The 16,092-nt window shown below is 42.0% G+C and carries 16 protein-coding genes; 11 read left to right on the top strand and 5 right to left on the bottom strand.

Annotated elements, in window-relative coordinates; translation table 11 throughout:
• Nucleotides 1-5 precede the first annotated feature (5 nt).
• Both aroA and ACOQON_RS03040 read left to right on the top strand, forming a co-directional pair.
• Nucleotides 6-1,232 (top strand): 3-phosphoshikimate 1-carboxyvinyltransferase, encoded by a 1,227-nt coding sequence (gene aroA, locus ACOQON_RS03045; protein ID WP_420577447.1) that lies wholly within the window; start codon nt 6-8, stop codon nt 1,230-1,232.
• Nucleotides 1,229-1,870 (top strand): hypothetical protein, encoded by a 642-nt coding sequence (locus tag ACOQON_RS03040; RefSeq protein WP_420577446.1) that lies wholly within the window; start codon nt 1,229-1,231, stop codon nt 1,868-1,870. Before aroA ends, ACOQON_RS03040 begins: the two co-directional genes overlap by 4 nt.
• Here the strand turns inward: ACOQON_RS03040 and ACOQON_RS03035 are convergent.
• Complete coding sequence (locus ACOQON_RS03035; RefSeq protein WP_420577445.1) at nt 1,867-2,523, bottom strand: hypothetical protein; 657 nt, start codon at nt 2,521-2,523, stop codon at nt 1,867-1,869. The genes ACOQON_RS03040 and ACOQON_RS03035 overlap by 4 nt on opposite strands.
• Nucleotides 2,520-4,142: an amidase gene (locus ACOQON_RS03030; RefSeq protein WP_420577444.1), complete on the bottom strand. Its 1,623-nt coding sequence runs from the start codon at nt 4,140-4,142 to the stop codon at nt 2,520-2,522. The genes ACOQON_RS03035 and ACOQON_RS03030 overlap by 4 nt, the downstream gene beginning before the upstream one ends.
• Nucleotides 4,143-4,232: 90 nt before the next feature.
• Here ACOQON_RS03030 and ACOQON_RS03025 point away from each other — a divergent pair, with 90 nt between their 5' ends.
• The 6 genes from ACOQON_RS03025 to ACOQON_RS03000 all read left to right on the top strand — a co-directional run bounded on the left by ACOQON_RS03025 (nt 4,233) and on the right by ACOQON_RS03000 (nt 11,299).
• A complete protein-coding gene (locus ACOQON_RS03025) occupies nt 4,233-5,081 on the top strand; it encodes a TolB family protein (RefSeq protein WP_420577443.1) in 849 nt (282 codons plus the stop codon).
• Between the two features lie 107 nt (nt 5,082-5,188).
• On the top strand, nt 5,189-7,600 hold the full coding sequence (locus ACOQON_RS03020; protein WP_420577442.1) for a kelch repeat-containing protein: 2,412 nt from the start codon (nt 5,189-5,191) through the stop codon (nt 7,598-7,600).
• 5 nt (nt 7,601-7,605) lie between these two features.
• A complete protein-coding gene (locus ACOQON_RS03015; protein WP_420577441.1) occupies nt 7,606-8,508 on the top strand; it encodes a hypothetical protein in 903 nt (300 codons plus the stop codon).
• A gap of 12 nt (nt 8,509-8,520) precedes the next feature.
• A complete protein-coding gene (locus ACOQON_RS03010) occupies nt 8,521-10,215 on the top strand; it encodes a hypothetical protein (RefSeq protein WP_420577440.1) in 1,695 nt (564 codons plus the stop codon).
• 2 nt (nt 10,216-10,217) lie between these two features.
• Nucleotides 10,218-10,670, top strand: a complete 453-nt coding sequence (locus ACOQON_RS03005) for a DoxX family protein (RefSeq protein ID WP_420577439.1) — start codon at nt 10,218-10,220, stop codon at nt 10,668-10,670.
• Nucleotides 10,667-11,299, top strand: coding sequence for a hypothetical protein (locus tag ACOQON_RS03000; RefSeq protein WP_420577438.1), 633 nt, complete (start codon nt 10,667-10,669; stop codon nt 11,297-11,299). The genes ACOQON_RS03005 and ACOQON_RS03000 overlap by 4 nt, the downstream gene beginning before the upstream one ends.
• 78 nt (nt 11,300-11,377) lie before the next feature.
• Here the strand turns inward: ACOQON_RS03000 and ACOQON_RS02995 are convergent, their stop codons facing one another.
• From ACOQON_RS02995 to ACOQON_RS02985, 3 genes are all read right to left on the bottom strand, one after another.
• Nucleotides 11,378-12,538 carry a hypothetical protein gene (locus ACOQON_RS02995; RefSeq protein ID WP_420577437.1) on the bottom strand — a complete coding sequence of 387 codons (1,161 nt, stop codon included), beginning with the start codon at nt 12,536-12,538 and terminating at the stop codon, nt 11,378-11,380.
• A gap of 89 nt (nt 12,539-12,627) precedes the next feature.
• Nucleotides 12,628-13,581, bottom strand: a complete 954-nt coding sequence (locus ACOQON_RS02990; protein WP_420577436.1) for a hypothetical protein — start codon at nt 13,579-13,581, stop codon at nt 12,628-12,630.
• An 80-nt stretch (nt 13,582-13,661) separates the two neighbouring features.
• Nucleotides 13,662-14,171: a hypothetical protein gene (locus tag ACOQON_RS02985; RefSeq protein WP_420577435.1), complete on the bottom strand. Its 510-nt coding sequence runs from the start codon at nt 14,169-14,171 to the stop codon at nt 13,662-13,664.
• 175 nt (nt 14,172-14,346) lie between these two features.
• Here ACOQON_RS02985 and ACOQON_RS02980 point away from each other — a divergent pair, with 175 nt between their 5' ends.
• From ACOQON_RS02980 to ACOQON_RS02970, 3 genes are all read left to right on the top strand, one after another.
• Nucleotides 14,347-15,357, top strand: coding sequence for a helix-turn-helix domain-containing protein (locus tag ACOQON_RS02980; RefSeq protein ID WP_420577434.1), 1,011 nt, complete (start codon nt 14,347-14,349; stop codon nt 15,355-15,357).
• 36 nt (nt 15,358-15,393) lie between these two features.
• Nucleotides 15,394-15,552: a Lacal_2735 family protein gene (locus ACOQON_RS02975; RefSeq protein WP_420577433.1), complete on the top strand. Its 159-nt coding sequence runs from the start codon at nt 15,394-15,396 to the stop codon at nt 15,550-15,552.
• Between the two features lie 127 nt (nt 15,553-15,679).
• Entirely contained in the window at nt 15,680-16,033 is a 354-nt protein-coding gene (locus ACOQON_RS02970) for a flavin reductase (protein ID WP_420577432.1), read from the top strand.
• The last annotated feature ends 59 nt before the right edge of the window (nt 16,034-16,092 follow it).

Below are 16,092 nucleotides of genomic sequence, written 5' to 3'. Positions count from 1 at the left end.
TAAAATTGAAATATCGACTAAAAAGTCATAATTCCCGACTAAATGGGACCATTAACCTGGAATCTTCTAAAAGTGAAAGTAATCGAGCATTGATTATCAATGCGCTGGCCAAAGGAAATCCTTCCAATATTCACAACCTATCAAATGCCAGAGATACACAAACCATGCTTCACCTTTTGACTGGACAGCCGGAAATTTATGATGTAAAAGATGCAGGTACTACCATGCGGTTTCTAACAGCTTTTCTCGCCATTCATGGCCATGGAGAAACCATTACCGGAACAGACCGAATGAAAAACCGACCCATTGGTCCTCTTGTGGATGCACTCCGTTTGCTAGGTGCAAGGATTGAATATCTGGAAAAAGAAGGCTATCCTCCATTACAAATTCATCAAATTGAACAACAGCAGACCAACAAGATTTCAATTCCGGGAAATATCAGTAGCCAATACATCAGCGCGTTATTGATGATCGCTCCAATGTTACCAAAAGGGCTAGAATTAACGCTTACTTCTGAGGTTTTTAGCCGACCGTATATCGAGATGACCCTTTCGCTCATGAAAGAATTCGGCGTTAAGAGCAACTGGAATGCTAATACTATTTCAATAACCAGCCAATCTTACACTTCAACAGAATACACGATTGAAGGTGACTGGTCGGGTGCCAGTTACTGGTATTCTTTTGTCTCTATGGCTCCAGTGAGCTCTGAAATAACCCTGCCAACATTGAGGAAGAATTCCACGCAAGGGGATATAGCGATTGCCAAGATAATGGATGGTTTGGGTGTAGAAACTCGTTTCGAAAGCGATCGGGTTTTGATAAGAAAGAAACCCGTCAATCAAAATGAACTATCATTAGACTTTAAAGACTGCCCGGACCTTGCTCAAACGGTGATGGTTTCCGCAGCTGTGAATGGGATTACGCTCAATATGACCGGGCTTGAGAGTCTGAAAATAAAAGAGACCGATCGTATTGCTGCTATGCAAAATGAGTTGGCTAAAATTGGTGCCCAGTTAAAAGAGGATAATGATTCATGGAAACTAATTCCTTCAAAAAAACTCCCTGAAGAAGTTACGATTGAAACCTATGAAGATCACCGGATGGCAATGGCGTTTGCTCCGCTTTCCACTTTAATGGAGGTAAACATTAATGACCCATTAGTCGTAGAAAAATCATACCCTGGCTTTTGGAAAGAAATTGAAAAGCTGGGAATTGAAATCCAGACGTATTGAATATTTACATTAATAATCAAGTAAAGCAAGTCAGAAACCTGCACCAGTCGATCTTAAACAAGTATCTTGACTTCAATCTTATTAAGGACTTCCTTGACGCCCTTTCCATTAACCTTTTCGAAGCTTTTAATAAAGGAGAAAAGACAGTTACTATCGAGATCAATAATTATCATCCACTACTTATCGGATGCGATTATGATGAAATTCATTCACGCGATTTTTCACTCGAAGATGCAAGACTGACTCTCGCCAGAGAGTATGGATTTCAGGAATGGAGTTCAATCGATGGGACATTAAATCCTGATTTTGAGACGGCAATAGATTTACTATTAAACGGTGAAGAAAATCAACTCAAACAAATGATCCAGACGGATCCAACACTTTTGAGCCAACGATCACCATTCGGTCACCGGGCGACTCTTCTTCACTACGCAGGAAGTAATGGTGTCGAAATCTGGAGGCAGGTTGTACCTGTAAACCTCCCGGAAATAGTGAAAATGCTCATTGATTCAGGGGCAGATAAAAATGCTAAAGCCCGCTTTTACGGAGGTGAATATTCCACACTAGAGCTTGCTTCCACGAGTGCGCATCCTAAAGCAGCGGGCATCAAACAAGATTTAGAATGTATTCTGAATTAATAGGAGATTTCGAGATCCGTAATCTCCAGATCAATTACCGCACTTGGGTGAAAGGTGGAGAACCAAACGCCCTCTTTTTCTACCCAGCCTCCCCAGCCAACTTTCAATCCCCCAATGGGGACATTTGAGGTATATAGCTTCCATGCTTTTGGGAATCCATCATCTCCTATTATCCATAAGTAGGAGTCTCCAGGTGTCACCCCTCCGGAGGTATAAGTCACCAACAGCCCTCGACCATCTTTTACATCCACTGTAGATCGCATCACACCATCATCACGCACTTTAAATGGAGCAACCAGCCAAAAGGTATCATTTAGGAAATATTCATATGCTTGATATTCTGTCACATTGAAATCATCGGGTGATTGGTTGAGATCCAGGTAGACATCTTTACTATCCCATCTAACTCTCACTTTATTGTTTTCTCGGTCCCATTCATAGTTGTGACCTCCCGGATAAGTGAATCTTATCAATGATATAGAGTCATACCCTGGCTTATTCAGTGCATTCAACATTTCAGTGGCCAGGGCTTCCGCTTCCTGACCCTGGGTACCATCAGGAACTGATTCATCAATGTACAGGTAAGCTAAAAATCCAATGATGAGCAGAACGACAAATCCTGCTCCAAGATATTTCAATATTGATTTTATCATGCCAGATCTAGTGTTGGAATAAGTTTAGGAGCTTTTCTAACTTTAGTAGCCTGCTCAAAGGCATACGCAATACTGATCAGCTTTGGCTCCTGATATTTTCCTCCAAAGATGGACATTCCAACTGGAAGACCATGCACATATCCTGCTGGAACTGTGATATTGGGATAACCTGATCGTGCGGCCGGAGTTGAACTACCGGTACCAAAATGATCCCCGTTGATCACATCAATAGGCCAGGCCGGCCCACCGGTTACACCAATGATTGCATCCAGGTTGTTTTCTTTCAAAGCATTGTCAATGCCATTTCTTGAAACTTCAGTAACGACTCTCAGATGCTCCTGATATTCCGGATCTGTAAGGGGCCCTTTATTTTCTGCTCTCTCCAAGATTCCCTGTGGGAAGTATGGCATTTCTACATCAGCATTGTCTTTATTGAACTGAATAACATCAGCTAAAGACTTCACCTTCGCATCGGGACGTGATCCTAGATACTTATTCAAACCATCTTTGAATTCGTACAGCAGCAACTCCAGGCCAGAGTTTCCATAGGCATTGTCTTCATATAATTTGATGTCCTGAACCAATGTAGCTCCTTTGTCCTCCATCGCTTTGAAAGCATTTTCCATAATTTCATCCACTCGCTCATGATAGCCAAGTGTACCACTAAGCACGCCTATTCGTTTGCCTTGCAATCCATTCTCATCCAAAAATTGCGTATAATCCTCATAGCTATTTCCATCACTTTCTTTGGTTCGCTTATCTGCCTCATCCACACCCACACACGCGCCGAGCAAACCAACTGCATCAGCCACTGTCCGACCCATTGGCCCGGCGGTATCCTGTGTCTCTGAGATAGGTATAATCCCATCTCGACTCCACAGCCCTACCGTTGGTTTGATCCCTACCACGCCATTTGCTGAGGATGGGCACACAATAGACCCATTTGTTTCGGTTCCAATCGTAATTGCACACATATTTCCTGACACGGCTGATCCTGAACCTGAGCTCGATCCGCACGGATTTCGATCCAGCGCGTAAGGGTTCCGTGTTTGTCTGCCTCTCCCACTCCATCCGCTGGAAGAACGAAAGGATCTGAAGTTTGCCCACTCACTCAAATTTGTTTTTCCAAGGAGGACAGCACCTGCTTCTCGCAGCTGTTTTACGATAAAAGCATCATCAGGAGCTGAGGAGCCGGCCAGCGCCATCGATCCGGCAGTGGTCATCATTTTATCACCGGTATCGATATTGTCTTTGATCATTATCGGTATGCCATGAAGAGGTCCTCTCACCTTCCCGTCTGCACGTTCGTCATCGAGCTGATCTGCAATTTGCAGTGCATCAGGATTAACTTCAATTACACTATTGAGTCCGTTTTCACCCTGGTCTTTTTCTTTAATCCTCTTCAGATAGATTTCACAAATCTGACGAGAGGTGTATTTCCCGGACTCCATTGCCTCTCGCAATTGAGCCACCGTCCACTCTTCTAGCTCAAAAGCGACTTCCTCATCAGTTGATTCACTGATAGATGCCTCACTAGTTGGAGATGCACATGCTTTAAGACCCAAAAATGGAATTGCTCCTGTGATTGCACTGAGCTGGATGAAATTTCTTCTTTTCATTTTAGATTCGGTTAGGAAAGGTTAATAATCTCGAAACACTAAATTTAACCCCAGAATAAACAGAATCAAACCAGCTTAACATCTATGACCATGATAAAGCACTCACTAATATTGGTGACAATACTCCTTACTCTCAACTTATTTGCTCAACCCAATACAGAGATTTATCTATTGGATATGGAGCAAACTGTAAGTGGGATCAATTTGAACAATGTATTAAATATCTCCTCTAATCCAGGATATGACAATCAGCCTGCCTTCTGGCCTGACGGTCAATCAATTATCTACAGCCGAACAGTGAATGGCCAAACAGAGATTGCACGTTATTTTTTGAATGATGCCAAGACAGAAATAATAACCAATACGCTCCAGGGTAGCGAATACTCACCCACACCTACACCTGACCGTAGAATCTCAAGCATAAGGCTTGACACAACTGGACTCCAGCTGCTTTATTCTTATAATCTCAAGGGTCAAAGCAAAGTGCTAGTGGATGATTTAGTTATCGGCTACCACACATGGATCAACAAATCAGATATTGTTGCCTTCGTTCTTGGTGATACTTCAACCATGCAGATCATAAACACGAAGACTAATAAAGCAAGAGTGGTCGCCTCCAACATCGGTCGATCCTTGCATAAAATCCCAGGTTCAAATCAATTCAGCTACGTTGATAAATCAAGTAAGCCTTGGCTTATTAAATCAATGGACCCTGTCACGGAGGAGTCTAAGATATTGGTGAACACTCTTGAAGGGTCTGAAGATTATTGTTGGATGCCAAACGGATTCATTATTATGGGGTCTGCTAGTAAATTGTTTTTATGGAAAGGAAAAGGTGACTGGATAGAAATTGCCAACCTGGTCTCTGAGGGAATTTCCAACATCACACGTGTTTCTGTTTCTCCTGATGGAACGAAGCTAACGATAGCTGCGGAGTAGCAGTCCGAGAGAATCAAAAGAGTAAATATTAGAAAAAGTTTACTCCTCTAGTGTAAGATTTCAAACTCGCATAGGATTGCCTCGTAATCTTAGCAAACCAAAAATCCATGCGACAACTCCTAGCCCTACTCCTAACTGGTGTTCTATTCTATTCATGCAGTAGTCCAAAGCAACCTCAAGATTCAGCAGAGTCAATTACTTTCCAACTAATCGATAATCGACCATTTATTGAAGTAGAAGTGAATGGCGTGAAGGGTAAGTTCATTGTGGACACAGGAGGCACCCACGGCTTCAATGAAGATTTTGCGGAAGCTGCAGGTATTGTAAAGGCTGATTCTTTTTCCATTCAAGGTGCAGGTGATGGTACCCAGATGGCCTGGCGTAGTGATGAGGCGAAGATAAAAATTGTAGGCACATTCATTAATACCATCGCTTCCAGTCCGCTAATCATCAATCTAAATGCTATTCGGGATTCATTGAGCTTACCATTCTTAGATGGTGTAATCGGTGTTCAACTTTTCCGTGCCTTTGATGTCTCCATACACTATCCTGACCGGTTAATGACTTTTTATGAAAAAGGAAACCATCCAACCGAAGGGTATGACGCCATACCCTTCTCCTTCTATCGTGACCAGATCCCGATGGTGAAGCTTAAAATCAACAATAATGAGGTTGATTTCACCGTAGATACGGGCGACAGATCCAAACTTACAATCTTCCCGGAGTTTTACGAAAAGATAGATACTGAAAATATTGAGCTGAGTGAACTCCGTACCACAGGTTATGGAGTTGGCGGACCTATCATGGCTCGAGAGTTTAATCTGGGTGCGGCGGAGTTGGGAGCCAATATGCGATTCATTACCATAAAGACTCGTGTACCGGAACATTCGGCTGGAGCCTGGGCCAACAACAGTCATGCAGGTAATATCGGAAGTGGACTTCTTAAAGATTGTGAAGTCATCTTCGATTACAATAAGCAGGTAATGCTCATTAAAGAGCAACCTCTTGTTTCAATCGATGAGTTTGTCTATCACTCGGCAAACTTTGACTCCACTACTCAATGGTATTTGGATCATTTGCCATTTGAAGAAACAGCCAGAACGGACTCATCGGTCACTTTGCAATATCAGCTGGCAAAAATCAAATTCATCAAATCACCTCAGCTACCCACACTTTGGGATTACAAATCTGAGCGAGCCAATAAGGAGCCAAATGGCGTCTTCAAATTTGGATTTAACGTGCCAGATCCGCAGGCATTGATAAAAGAATCTTTTCCTAATCCGGAAGATATTATGTTCGGTCGATCCATTGTGTTCTGGGGCACAGAAATGTTTTTGGTACGTGATCCAGAAGGAAACGTCGTTCAGTTTTTTCAGGGTGGATCATACTGGAAAAACAGTTTCTATGCTTTGATAACCAACTCACCACTTCAATATCAGATGTTTCTGGATTTTGTAAAGGACCAGGGTATGGCAATGCACTCTGATTTTAGCAATGACAGCACTGGCGTGAATCAGCAAAATTTTGAACAGGGAGATATCAAAATAGAGCTTCTCAAGCTGGATATGCGTGCGGAAGAACCATTTAATGGAATCGGAGCTTCAGGTGTTCAGCTGGATAGTGCATTGAAGAGTCTTTCCAAAAGTCCAATTCCACCTCCACGTCATCATTCTGCTGTTGTATTTGCGAATGGGAATATCTATCAATTTGGAGGCACCAGCATGAACGGTTGGACAGGCCACTCTGACTTCTGGAAGCTCCACGAACAGCGTTGGTCAAAACTTCCAGCCTATGGTCCATCGCCACGCTCAAGCCTTGCTTTGTTCACCACGCCAAACTCAAAAGCTATCTACCTACTAGGTGGGTGGGATGATAATAATGTGCTGGAAGATTTCTGGAAATATGAAAATGGAGAATGGGTTCAGCTCAATGAATCGACATTACTAGGCCAACGATACTCTCCCGGAGTGGCCTACGACAAAAAGAATGATCGCATGATCCTCTACGGTGGTTGTGGGCCTAACGGACAGAACTATGGAGACACCTGGGCATTTCAGAATGGCGAATGGAAACTCATACAGTCTCAATCTACACCCGGTGAACGCTGTAGACCCCAACTCGCCTATGATGAAGTAAATGAGAAAGTACTTCTTTTCGGAGGTTCCGGTGGTGATCTGCAAACATGGACCCTCGATGATAATCAATGGAAGATAGTGGCTGATGCGGGTCCTGCTCCCCGTTACAATCATAGTATGACTGGTGATGAGAGTCGAAAGCGCATTGTCTTGTTTGGAGGAGCTGCTCCCGGTGGTGTCCGGTTCAATGACACCTGGGAGTGGGATGGAAATGCATGGAAAAACATGAATCCCTCAGACGGACCTTCTAAACGAGACATGAGCGTGATGGTGTATGACCCATCTCGAAAATTGACATTTCTGCTGGGAGGCAGGACACCCAAATGGAATCCTGCTGATGACCTCTGGACCTGGAACGGAACCAACTGGACTAAAATCAAATAAACAACATGAAAAACAACCTAACATTATTATTTCTAGCACTGGCTATTAGTCTGAATGCACAAACCCCGCAAGAGACAGTGGATGCACTTTATGAGTCGATCAATTACGACGGGAAAACCATCCCTGATTTCAAAAAGGGGTTGAAGCTTTTTACAGAGAAAGCACAGTTTAAGTGGGTGAGCGATTCTACTGTAGTATCCTTCACACCGGCTGAATTTTTGAAAGTTTATGAAGATCAGATAAGGCAGGGAATCATTCTAAAAGCTTCTGAATTTGAAATCTCCAATGAATCTGAAGTCTACGGTAATATCGCCCACTTCTTTAGCTCCTACAAGGCTGAAATTAAAATGCCTCAGGGCATACATTCCAAGCGAGGAATCAACAGTATCCAGCTAGTGAAAAACGAAAATGATGAATGGAAGATTGCAGCCATGGTTTGGTATGATGAAGATGAGGAGAATCCTCTCCCTCTCATGCTTGATGATAAACACGCAGATGACAAAACAAAGGTTGAAAAAGTGGCTATGGACTACCTTGAGAGCATTTATAAGGTAGATACCACATTACTGACAAGCATCTCGCCCAACCTTGTAAAGCAAGGATACTACTACACCCGAAAAGACAGCACTTGGTCTGTAAGCCCAATGACATACGATGAATTGAAGCACACTGCCAAAACGTATAACAAGAAAGGCTGGATCCCTCCCACTGCTCCCAAAGATGTTGAGATACTGGACATGGATGAGCGTGTTGCCAATGTGAAAGTGTACGCTATTTGGGGATTCGACTACCTGCTTATGACAAAAAATGAAAAGGGTGAGTGGATGGTGGAGCAGATTTTATGGCAGAGCTACAATGCGAATGATCATGCCAGAATGGTACGAAAAATCAGAGGTGAAAATAAGTAAAGGTCTGAAGTGGTGAAGAAAAAAGTACAAAACACCAATAGCAATATGATGAAAACATTCACCATGTATCCACTGATCTGCCTACTCGCTTTTCAGTCTTTCGCTCAAGATCTAAACTATGGTCCGCACAATGTTGGATTCCGAATTCTCACACTCATTGATTCATCTCGTGTGATGACCAACGAACCTCTGGCACAGCCTGAGAACAGATATCGCACAATCAAAGTACACATTTGGTATCCAACCCTCTCCTCATCTACCTCTAAGATGACAACAGCAAAATACATGGCGAGTCAAAAGTGGAAGGATGAAAACGGCTCAGTGGAAACCCTACCTGATAAAAGCCTTATTTATGGAAACAAAAATGCGATCCGCACCTGGTATGGTGCTTTTAAAGAATCAGATTGGGAGCAACTGAAAAGCCTGGAATGGAAAGCATCCATTGGTGCTGGCTATCATTCACAAAAATTTCCATTGCTAATAGGTGAGTTGCGCCCAACCTCCACTTTTATCACGAATGAATATCTAGCTAGTCAAGGCTACATTGTTGCCTATGTACGCCACCACGATTATGAGGCACAATCGCATCAATATTATCCTGTCATGTCCAGGACCTATATCAATATGGCCCGCGATATGGAGTTTGCAACGATGAAACTTCGAAAAATGGGAATTGCAGATCAACAAAAACTGGGAACTATTGGCTTCAGTGGATCAGGATTTGCACAAGTACACTTTGCCATGCTAAATGCCGATGTGGACGCCATTGCCGATATCGAAAGTGGTTACTTCATGGAAGGGCTTTTTGAAGGATTGACTGCCTTATCATCCTATGATCCGCAACAGGTCAGGATTCCATTCCTCCACATTTTCAGTCGCAAGCTCACAGAAGAGGAGATTTTTCTTGATAGTCTGTATCTGATGAAATATGCAGATATCCATAGGCTCATTCTCGAGAAACCTCAGCATCACTGGGACTTTGCCTCAGAGGGATACCTGGCAGCCACACACCTCAACAACAGAGAGGATGTAGCGGAAGACGTAATCGAGTCCTTCCATATTTTCAATGATTATTTAAAACATTTCTTTGATGCGTCACTAAAAGGAAACTCTCCGTCTCAGTCACGCATTCAATCCGCACAAGTACCCGCTGAATTTGATCCTGAGCTGGTAACGATGGAGTATACACCTAGACAATCTAACATGCCGAATTTACCAGAGCTTGAAGCCTTATTTGATAAGTACTCTCCTGACGAGGTTATATCAATCATTCAAAAAGAAAGCGAAAGAGACACATTTAATTTGCTCCAACAGGACATTTTCTCCCTTCGGCAAATAGGTACATTTTATCAACGCAGAGGAGATATAGACAAGGCCCTTGCGGTAGCAAAAATTCTCCTCATTGTAGATCCTGCAAATCAGAATGCAAGACAAATACTAGATGATCTTGGCTATATGCTTTTGAGCTTTGAGATGAATGATCAAGCGCTCAGAGTTTTTCAGGCCAACATTGAAAACTACCCCGAACATCACATTCCCAGGTACAGCTTGGGTGACTACTATCAGCAAATGGGGGAAAAGGGGAAAGCACTTGAGCAATTTGAGATAGGACTTAGGCTTACAGAATCAGCAGAGGGCTACCCGGAGAATTTATTGAATGTTCATAAAAATGCTTTTAAGAGCAAGATTGATCAACTAAAAAAATAATTATGAAAAAAATCTTAAATACGTCCAATGACATTGTCCCTTTTATCCTTCGGGTAGGATTGGGGGTTGTTATTCTCCCACATGGATTACAAAAAATATTGGGCGTCTTTGGAGGCCATGGCCCTCAATGGACTGTAGATATGTGGCAGCAATGGTGGGGAGTTCCGGGTTTCATTACCTGGCTGGTCATCTTAGGTGAATCCATCGGTATGATTTGCCTGATTCTTGGGTTGTGTACCCGCATCATGAGTGCCGCACTCGGTATTATTATGCTGGGAGCCGTTTATCTGGTTCATGGTCAGTTTGGTTTCTTCATGAACTGGTATAGCCAACCTGGCCGGGGTGAAGGATTTGAGTTTCACTTGCTTGTATTTACCATCATCATTGCTTTGTTGATTAAAGGTGGTGGAAAGTGGTCAGTAGATTTAAAGCTTCAAGAAAAAATTCAATCATGAAAAAAGCAGTTTCCCTTGTTACAATCATAATTTTTGCAACTAACATAAACGCGCAAGACCTTCAAAGCCTTGACGGTAGCATCTCAGTTACTGAATCAAATTCACTCAAAATCATTGGTGAAAATGAAGATAACCAGCTGATGGTAGATTCGTCAGGAGACTACCTGCAAGTAGCGGTTAGATCAAAGGAGTTATATGTCGCCAGTTTGTGTATTTGCAATGAACTAAATGAAGTTTATGTGCTGCACGCATCGGCTGCCTTAGGATCAATTAATTATAAAAAAGAAGGAAATAATTGGACTACCACTCAAAAGTTTGACTGGCAAATGAGGGAAGAAGGTATGGATGCCGCTACCATCGCCAAACGAAAAAAATACCTGGATAGTAACGGCTGGGTAGCAAATACGATGGGCATGGGACAGGTGGGTGAAACAGAGTTTATTATAGACCGAAACACGTTTAAAGGCGAGCTTAAGGTAGCTATCGGCTTAATGACTGCTGAAGATCCCAACAACATTGTAGAAATACCTTCCGCAGGTTCAGGCGACTGTGCAGATCAGAAGCTGGTGAGTGGTGACCCAAAATCATCATATTTGTTTTCAACAAAGAATTGGATACACATAGATTAGATGGATGACTAAGAAGAACAGTAAGCATATATATGTACATGTATAGATACAACGTATTACTCATCTGTATTCCGCCATTTACTTTCCTCTGATCCTTTTATCTCTATAAAAGAAACCTGATTCACCAGACTGATTGGTCCATAATCGTTTTTCTGAAGAAGCGTCATTCTTAAGGTAGGCATCAAAAAAATGCCTAATGCTTTCATACCAGAAATAATGTTGTTCATTCGTTTTTTGATCGAGTTGTGATAGCACAAAAAGATTCCCGGTGAGATAGGCATGACCAAAATCCATCATGATGTAGGAAAGTCTATCAATTTGGGTCAACGAATCAAAAATGGAGGTATTCACATAAAGTGCTTCATTATCCAAACTTTCATGCTGATGAAATTCTAATCGTGGGATTTGAACCTTACTCAAATCAAAATAGACTGATTCTTTTGCATAACCAGCACCGTTATTTTTACCTTCCCACCCATCAATGGACACCATTGCATCTGCCTCTTGATTCTTCATTTGATACAATAACGTCGACAGACCATCTGAATTAAGTCCAAGCAAACCAATCTTTGACTGATCAACCGCTGGGAACTGGTCCAGCATTCCTCTCACAATTTCAAGCGTACGTATCCGCCTGTTGATAGCTTGTTGGGTGTGCTGCCGAAACAATCTATTAGATGCCGATAAGGGTCCTGTAGAGATGACAACATACCCATGACTTGCCAGATATTCGCACAAAGTACTCATCTTCCATACACCCCCATCATGACCGGCAAGCAGCACAGGAAACGGACCTGTGGCTTGCTTTGCTTCTGGAATAGCCGCTGTAATTCTATTTCCAATCTCTTCACGTTCCCCTGACGAAAAATCTATTGACAGACCATGCTTAGCATAGCCAAAAAATATATCCATGGCTTGCTTCCTTTGTTCCTCCGTTAATTGTTTGAAGTCATTTTTTTGAGCTGTTTTTAAGAAGTAGTGCTCAAAGGAAACCGCTTTTTCTCGTGTCCACTCGTCAGAGGTTGGATACCAAATGGCTATTTGAATAGGGAAAAACTGAGTATCTCCAATCTCACCAGGTATGCTTCTGCTTTTGTCAAGGTAGTCTATTGTTTTAAAGCCTACCTGATACGAGCCAGATTTCAATTCTTTCCACATCGGATAACCTGATTGGGCGTATATCAAGGAGCATGACATCCCTGTAAAAACGATAAATAGTGATTTTATCAAGTTTTTCATTTTCTTATCATTTTGAACTAATCGAACCAGCTTTAATCTCATCCTAAAAATTGAATAATTTCAACCTGAAGCTGAGCCGGATTCTACACTTACTTTGCTACAAATGACATTAATTCCGAGTCTATTTTTATTTTCAGAGATTCCTCGGTCTTAACCTCCTGAAGGGAGAATACCCTTTTATCAAAGCCACCCCTGTACCAATCCAGTGACTTGGTATCATTATTTAGCTCGATGATCTCAAAGCTCTTTTCCGGTGTGTTATAGGTAATCAACAATAATTTTTCTTTTATCGGATATGAAGCTGTCAAACCAAAAATGAGTGTGGCACATCCGTCCAAAATTTTATAGGTTGTTGCCTTATAATTTTCTCCTTTCCATTCAAATGATTTAATCTCTGACAGGTTTTTAATGGTCATATACTGATCCGCTGAACATCGGCTTCCGTCCAAATAGGTGTGTGCTTCTTTATCTACCAGGGCCTTTGGGTACTTATCCCTTCTTGTAAACTCCATGATCCAGTTACTGGTCCATGTAGTTCCATCGTCTCGTGAATAAAAATCCTGCCAGCGCAATGTGTTTTCGGATATATCTGCAAAGCGATATATCACTGTCTGAAAAGTACTATCGTTGAGAGGAAATCTTGTTTGAAAATCAAATCTACCATGGATTTCCTCTCCCTGAAATACTGCAGTACGACCCCAGTTGGGCCTGGGCCAATGAAGGATCAAATCCCATTTGCCCGATTCATTATTATAATACCTTAAACTAAATCCTCGAATACCATCCAGTCCTTCTTTCTTCTCATTCCACAACTCCATAATGGCTTTCCCCTTCAAAACAGGGAACACCTTTACCCGCGCTTGTTTGGTAACAGGCCATTCGTTCGCTTCATTACGGATTTTTAGATCAACATCCCATTCTCCAATCCAAAAGTCGAAGGCACGATATTCCGCTTTTGAAAAATCGGAACCAGAGGGGTACATAACCTGTGCTGAAGCTGCTAAACTTATGCCTAGCACGATAATAGAAAAAATCTTTTTCATGGATAAATGGATAAAGTAAAACAGCTCACCTCTAAAAACAGAGATAAGCCGAAATACCATTAAAAACCAACTACTATGTGTTATTCTGCTCGCTGATAATTGATTCTCCAACTCAGATTCCATGTCTCGCCTCCATCTGTGGTTGCCTCCCAATCCCAGGTAAATGAATCCTCTGTGATATCATAAAACCGCATCCTTGAAAGTATTTCTTTTCCGTCCGGAAGCTTCCGAGGGCTGGTCATCTGGAAAATACGAGTGTCTCCATCCATGATTCCTATCAAATCAATGTATCCGCCATTGCTATCCGCCCATGCCTGGTGCCACTTTCCATCTCTCGGATTGAATGTGCTTATACTGGTGCCCAAATATCCTTTGAAATTTCCTTCAATAGCCTCAAAGTTTTCCTGAATGACACGATCGCTCAGTTTCTTTTCAATGAGGTTAGTACCTTTTCCTCCTTCCCAAGTCAAATCCCACTTCCCGACCCAGAAATCCATTTTGGACAAGTCTTCTTCTGAAGGTTGGGGCGGTTGTTGTGCTGTTGCAATTAGGCATAGCATAATGCCTGCAATTAGTAGTGTCGCTTTCATGTTTTTTGTTTTTGTTACGATAATTATAACTCATCTACTCCTCCGCTCACTTAGCCCAACAACTGTAAGTGGTTAACATTAACGAATATTTATGCCCTAATTCCGTTTCCTGATTACATTTATGCGTTGGTGAAAAAGTAGGAATAACCTTTTCACTCTTGTTTTAAAGAATACCATGACCTGGGAACTCATACTTTTCTTGGCTGCAGCTATCAATGGATTGATCTTATCCATGATGTTTATCATCAGCGATAGTAGACGCAAGCGCTTTTTAGGATTATACCTACTCATGTTCTCGATTACCATCATCCATTATGTGAATTACTGGGCTCAAATCATTGGCCCACCAGCGGCTATCATCTGGCTATTTGTATCCGCCAACTGGTTTATGCCTTTTGCCTTTTACTATTACATAAAAAAGGGAGCGAAGCTGAAATACCTCCCTTATCACCTTATACCGGTTGTGGTTTTTACCATCTATTGGATAGTAATGTCCTTCTTCATTCAACCCCCACCCGGCTTTCTGCCTGTAGCAAGAGCTATACTACCATGGATTAAGATCATCTTGTTTTTAGGTTACGGTTTTGCTATTGTAAGAACGATGAAATTCACGACCATCAACCGACTATTTATTCTTGCATATGCTTCATTTATCATAGGTCAAATTGCATACGTCACCTCATTAATTTTTGGATTTTACACTCTTCGATTGGATTATATTATCTGTGCGGGGTTTGTCATTCTGACATACGGCATCACCTACTTTGGTGAATACAGCTTCATCAAAGAAAAGGTGAAGCCAAAATACTCTTCCAGCAGCTTAACCAAAGAAGATGGGGATTACCTGGTGCAAAAGATCAATTCGGTGCTCGAACAAAACAAATACTACAAAGACCCTGATTTTAACTTGTCCTCTTTTGCTGAAAAACTAGGAGTACCCAAATATCGAATCTCTCAGGCACTCAATGCCTTCTCTGAGAAATCCTTCTCTGAACTGATTAATGAGTTTAGGGTAGAAGAAGCAAAAAGTAAACTCCTAAACGAATCATCTAGCCATCTAAAACTAGAGGCCATCGGTGAGGAATCGGGCTTTAGAAATAAGGTCTCCTTCTACAAAAACTTCAAAAAACTTGTGGGTACTTCTCCCGGAGAATTTAGAGAAGAGCACATGCAAAAAAGTGCTTAACCGCTAACATTCCAGCCTAATTATAGTTCTCTCACCATGGGACTATTTAGCAGAACATCTCCAAAAGAAAAGCTTCAGAAAAAATATGAGAAGCTGATGAAAGAATCATACACGCTTTCAAAAACAAACAGAAAAGCCAGCGACGAAAAAGCAGCAGAGGCTGACAAAGTACTGAAAGCAATCGAGGCACTCTAATGGGTGTAAAACGACCCTGGAATATTGTAAACATGCCGGTTTACAGTCTGGCAACCTATGTGGATGACCAGCTCAATATGAACGTCTGCACTTATGTCACGGCGTAAGCATGAAGCCCAAGCTTTTCATGATAGCAATTGATTATTACTCCAAAACGTATGAAAACCTTCATAAGGGATGCGAATGCGTGCTTCAAATCCTTCATCAGGACCATCAAAACCTGGTGAATCTTCTAGGCAAAAAGAGCGGAAAACAAATCAAGAAAACTGACAGGCTTGTTTCAAAGGATTTACTCACCAAGTGGAACAACCTCAGAGTGCTTGATGGGGCTTGCGGATACCTAAAGTTGGAAATGAAGGGAAGAAAGAATGTAAAAGGTGATCACGAGCTGTTTTGGTTTGAAGTGATGAAATCCAAAACAAATTCAGAAAACAACATCTTAATGTTTCAGGATTTGATTGAGGCAGGAATCATACTCTAGTGTCAGGTTGAGCCTGCCTGACGGCAGACAGGCCTGCCGAAACCGACAACACACCCTTC

Source organism: Ekhidna sp., assembly GCF_965221965.1.
In the GTDB taxonomy this organism is placed as follows: Bacteria; Bacteroidota; Bacteroidia; order Cytophagales; family Cyclobacteriaceae; genus Ekhidna.
This window is presented reverse-complemented; position numbering and strand designations above follow the sequence as displayed.

Excerpts from the sequence above, each read along its gene's own strand:
- ACOQON_RS03035 (WP_420577445.1), bottom strand. The coding sequence starts at position 2,523 with ATGATAAAATCAATATTGAAATATCTTGGAGCAGGATTTGTCGTTCTG.
- ACOQON_RS03030 (WP_420577444.1), bottom strand. The coding sequence starts at position 4,142 with ATGAAAAGAAGAAATTTCATCCAGCTCAGTGCAATCACAGGAGCAATT.
- ACOQON_RS03025 (WP_420577443.1), top strand. The coding sequence starts at position 4,233 with ATGATAAAGCACTCACTAATATTGGTGACAATACTCCTTACTCTCAAC.
- ACOQON_RS03020 (WP_420577442.1), top strand. The coding sequence starts at position 5,189 with ATGCGACAACTCCTAGCCCTACTCCTAACTGGTGTTCTATTCTATTCA.
- ACOQON_RS03015 (WP_420577441.1), top strand. The coding sequence starts at position 7,606 with ATGAAAAACAACCTAACATTATTATTTCTAGCACTGGCTATTAGTCTG.
- ACOQON_RS03005 (WP_420577439.1), top strand. The coding sequence starts at position 10,218 with ATGAAAAAAATCTTAAATACGTCCAATGACATTGTCCCTTTTATCCTT.
- ACOQON_RS03000 (WP_420577438.1), top strand. The coding sequence starts at position 10,667 with ATGAAAAAAGCAGTTTCCCTTGTTACAATCATAATTTTTGCAACTAAC.
- ACOQON_RS02995 (WP_420577437.1), bottom strand. The coding sequence starts at position 12,538 with ATGAAAAACTTGATAAAATCACTATTTATCGTTTTTACAGGGATGTCA.
- ACOQON_RS02990 (WP_420577436.1), bottom strand. The coding sequence starts at position 13,581 with ATGAAAAAGATTTTTTCTATTATCGTGCTAGGCATAAGTTTAGCAGCT.
- ACOQON_RS02985 (WP_420577435.1), bottom strand. The coding sequence starts at position 14,171 with ATGAAAGCGACACTACTAATTGCAGGCATTATGCTATGCCTAATTGCA.
- ACOQON_RS02980 (WP_420577434.1), top strand. The coding sequence starts at position 14,347 with ATGACCTGGGAACTCATACTTTTCTTGGCTGCAGCTATCAATGGATTG.
- ACOQON_RS02975 (WP_420577433.1), top strand. The coding sequence starts at position 15,394 with ATGGGACTATTTAGCAGAACATCTCCAAAAGAAAAGCTTCAGAAAAAA.
- ACOQON_RS02970 (WP_420577432.1), top strand. The coding sequence starts at position 15,680 with ATGATAGCAATTGATTATTACTCCAAAACGTATGAAAACCTTCATAAG.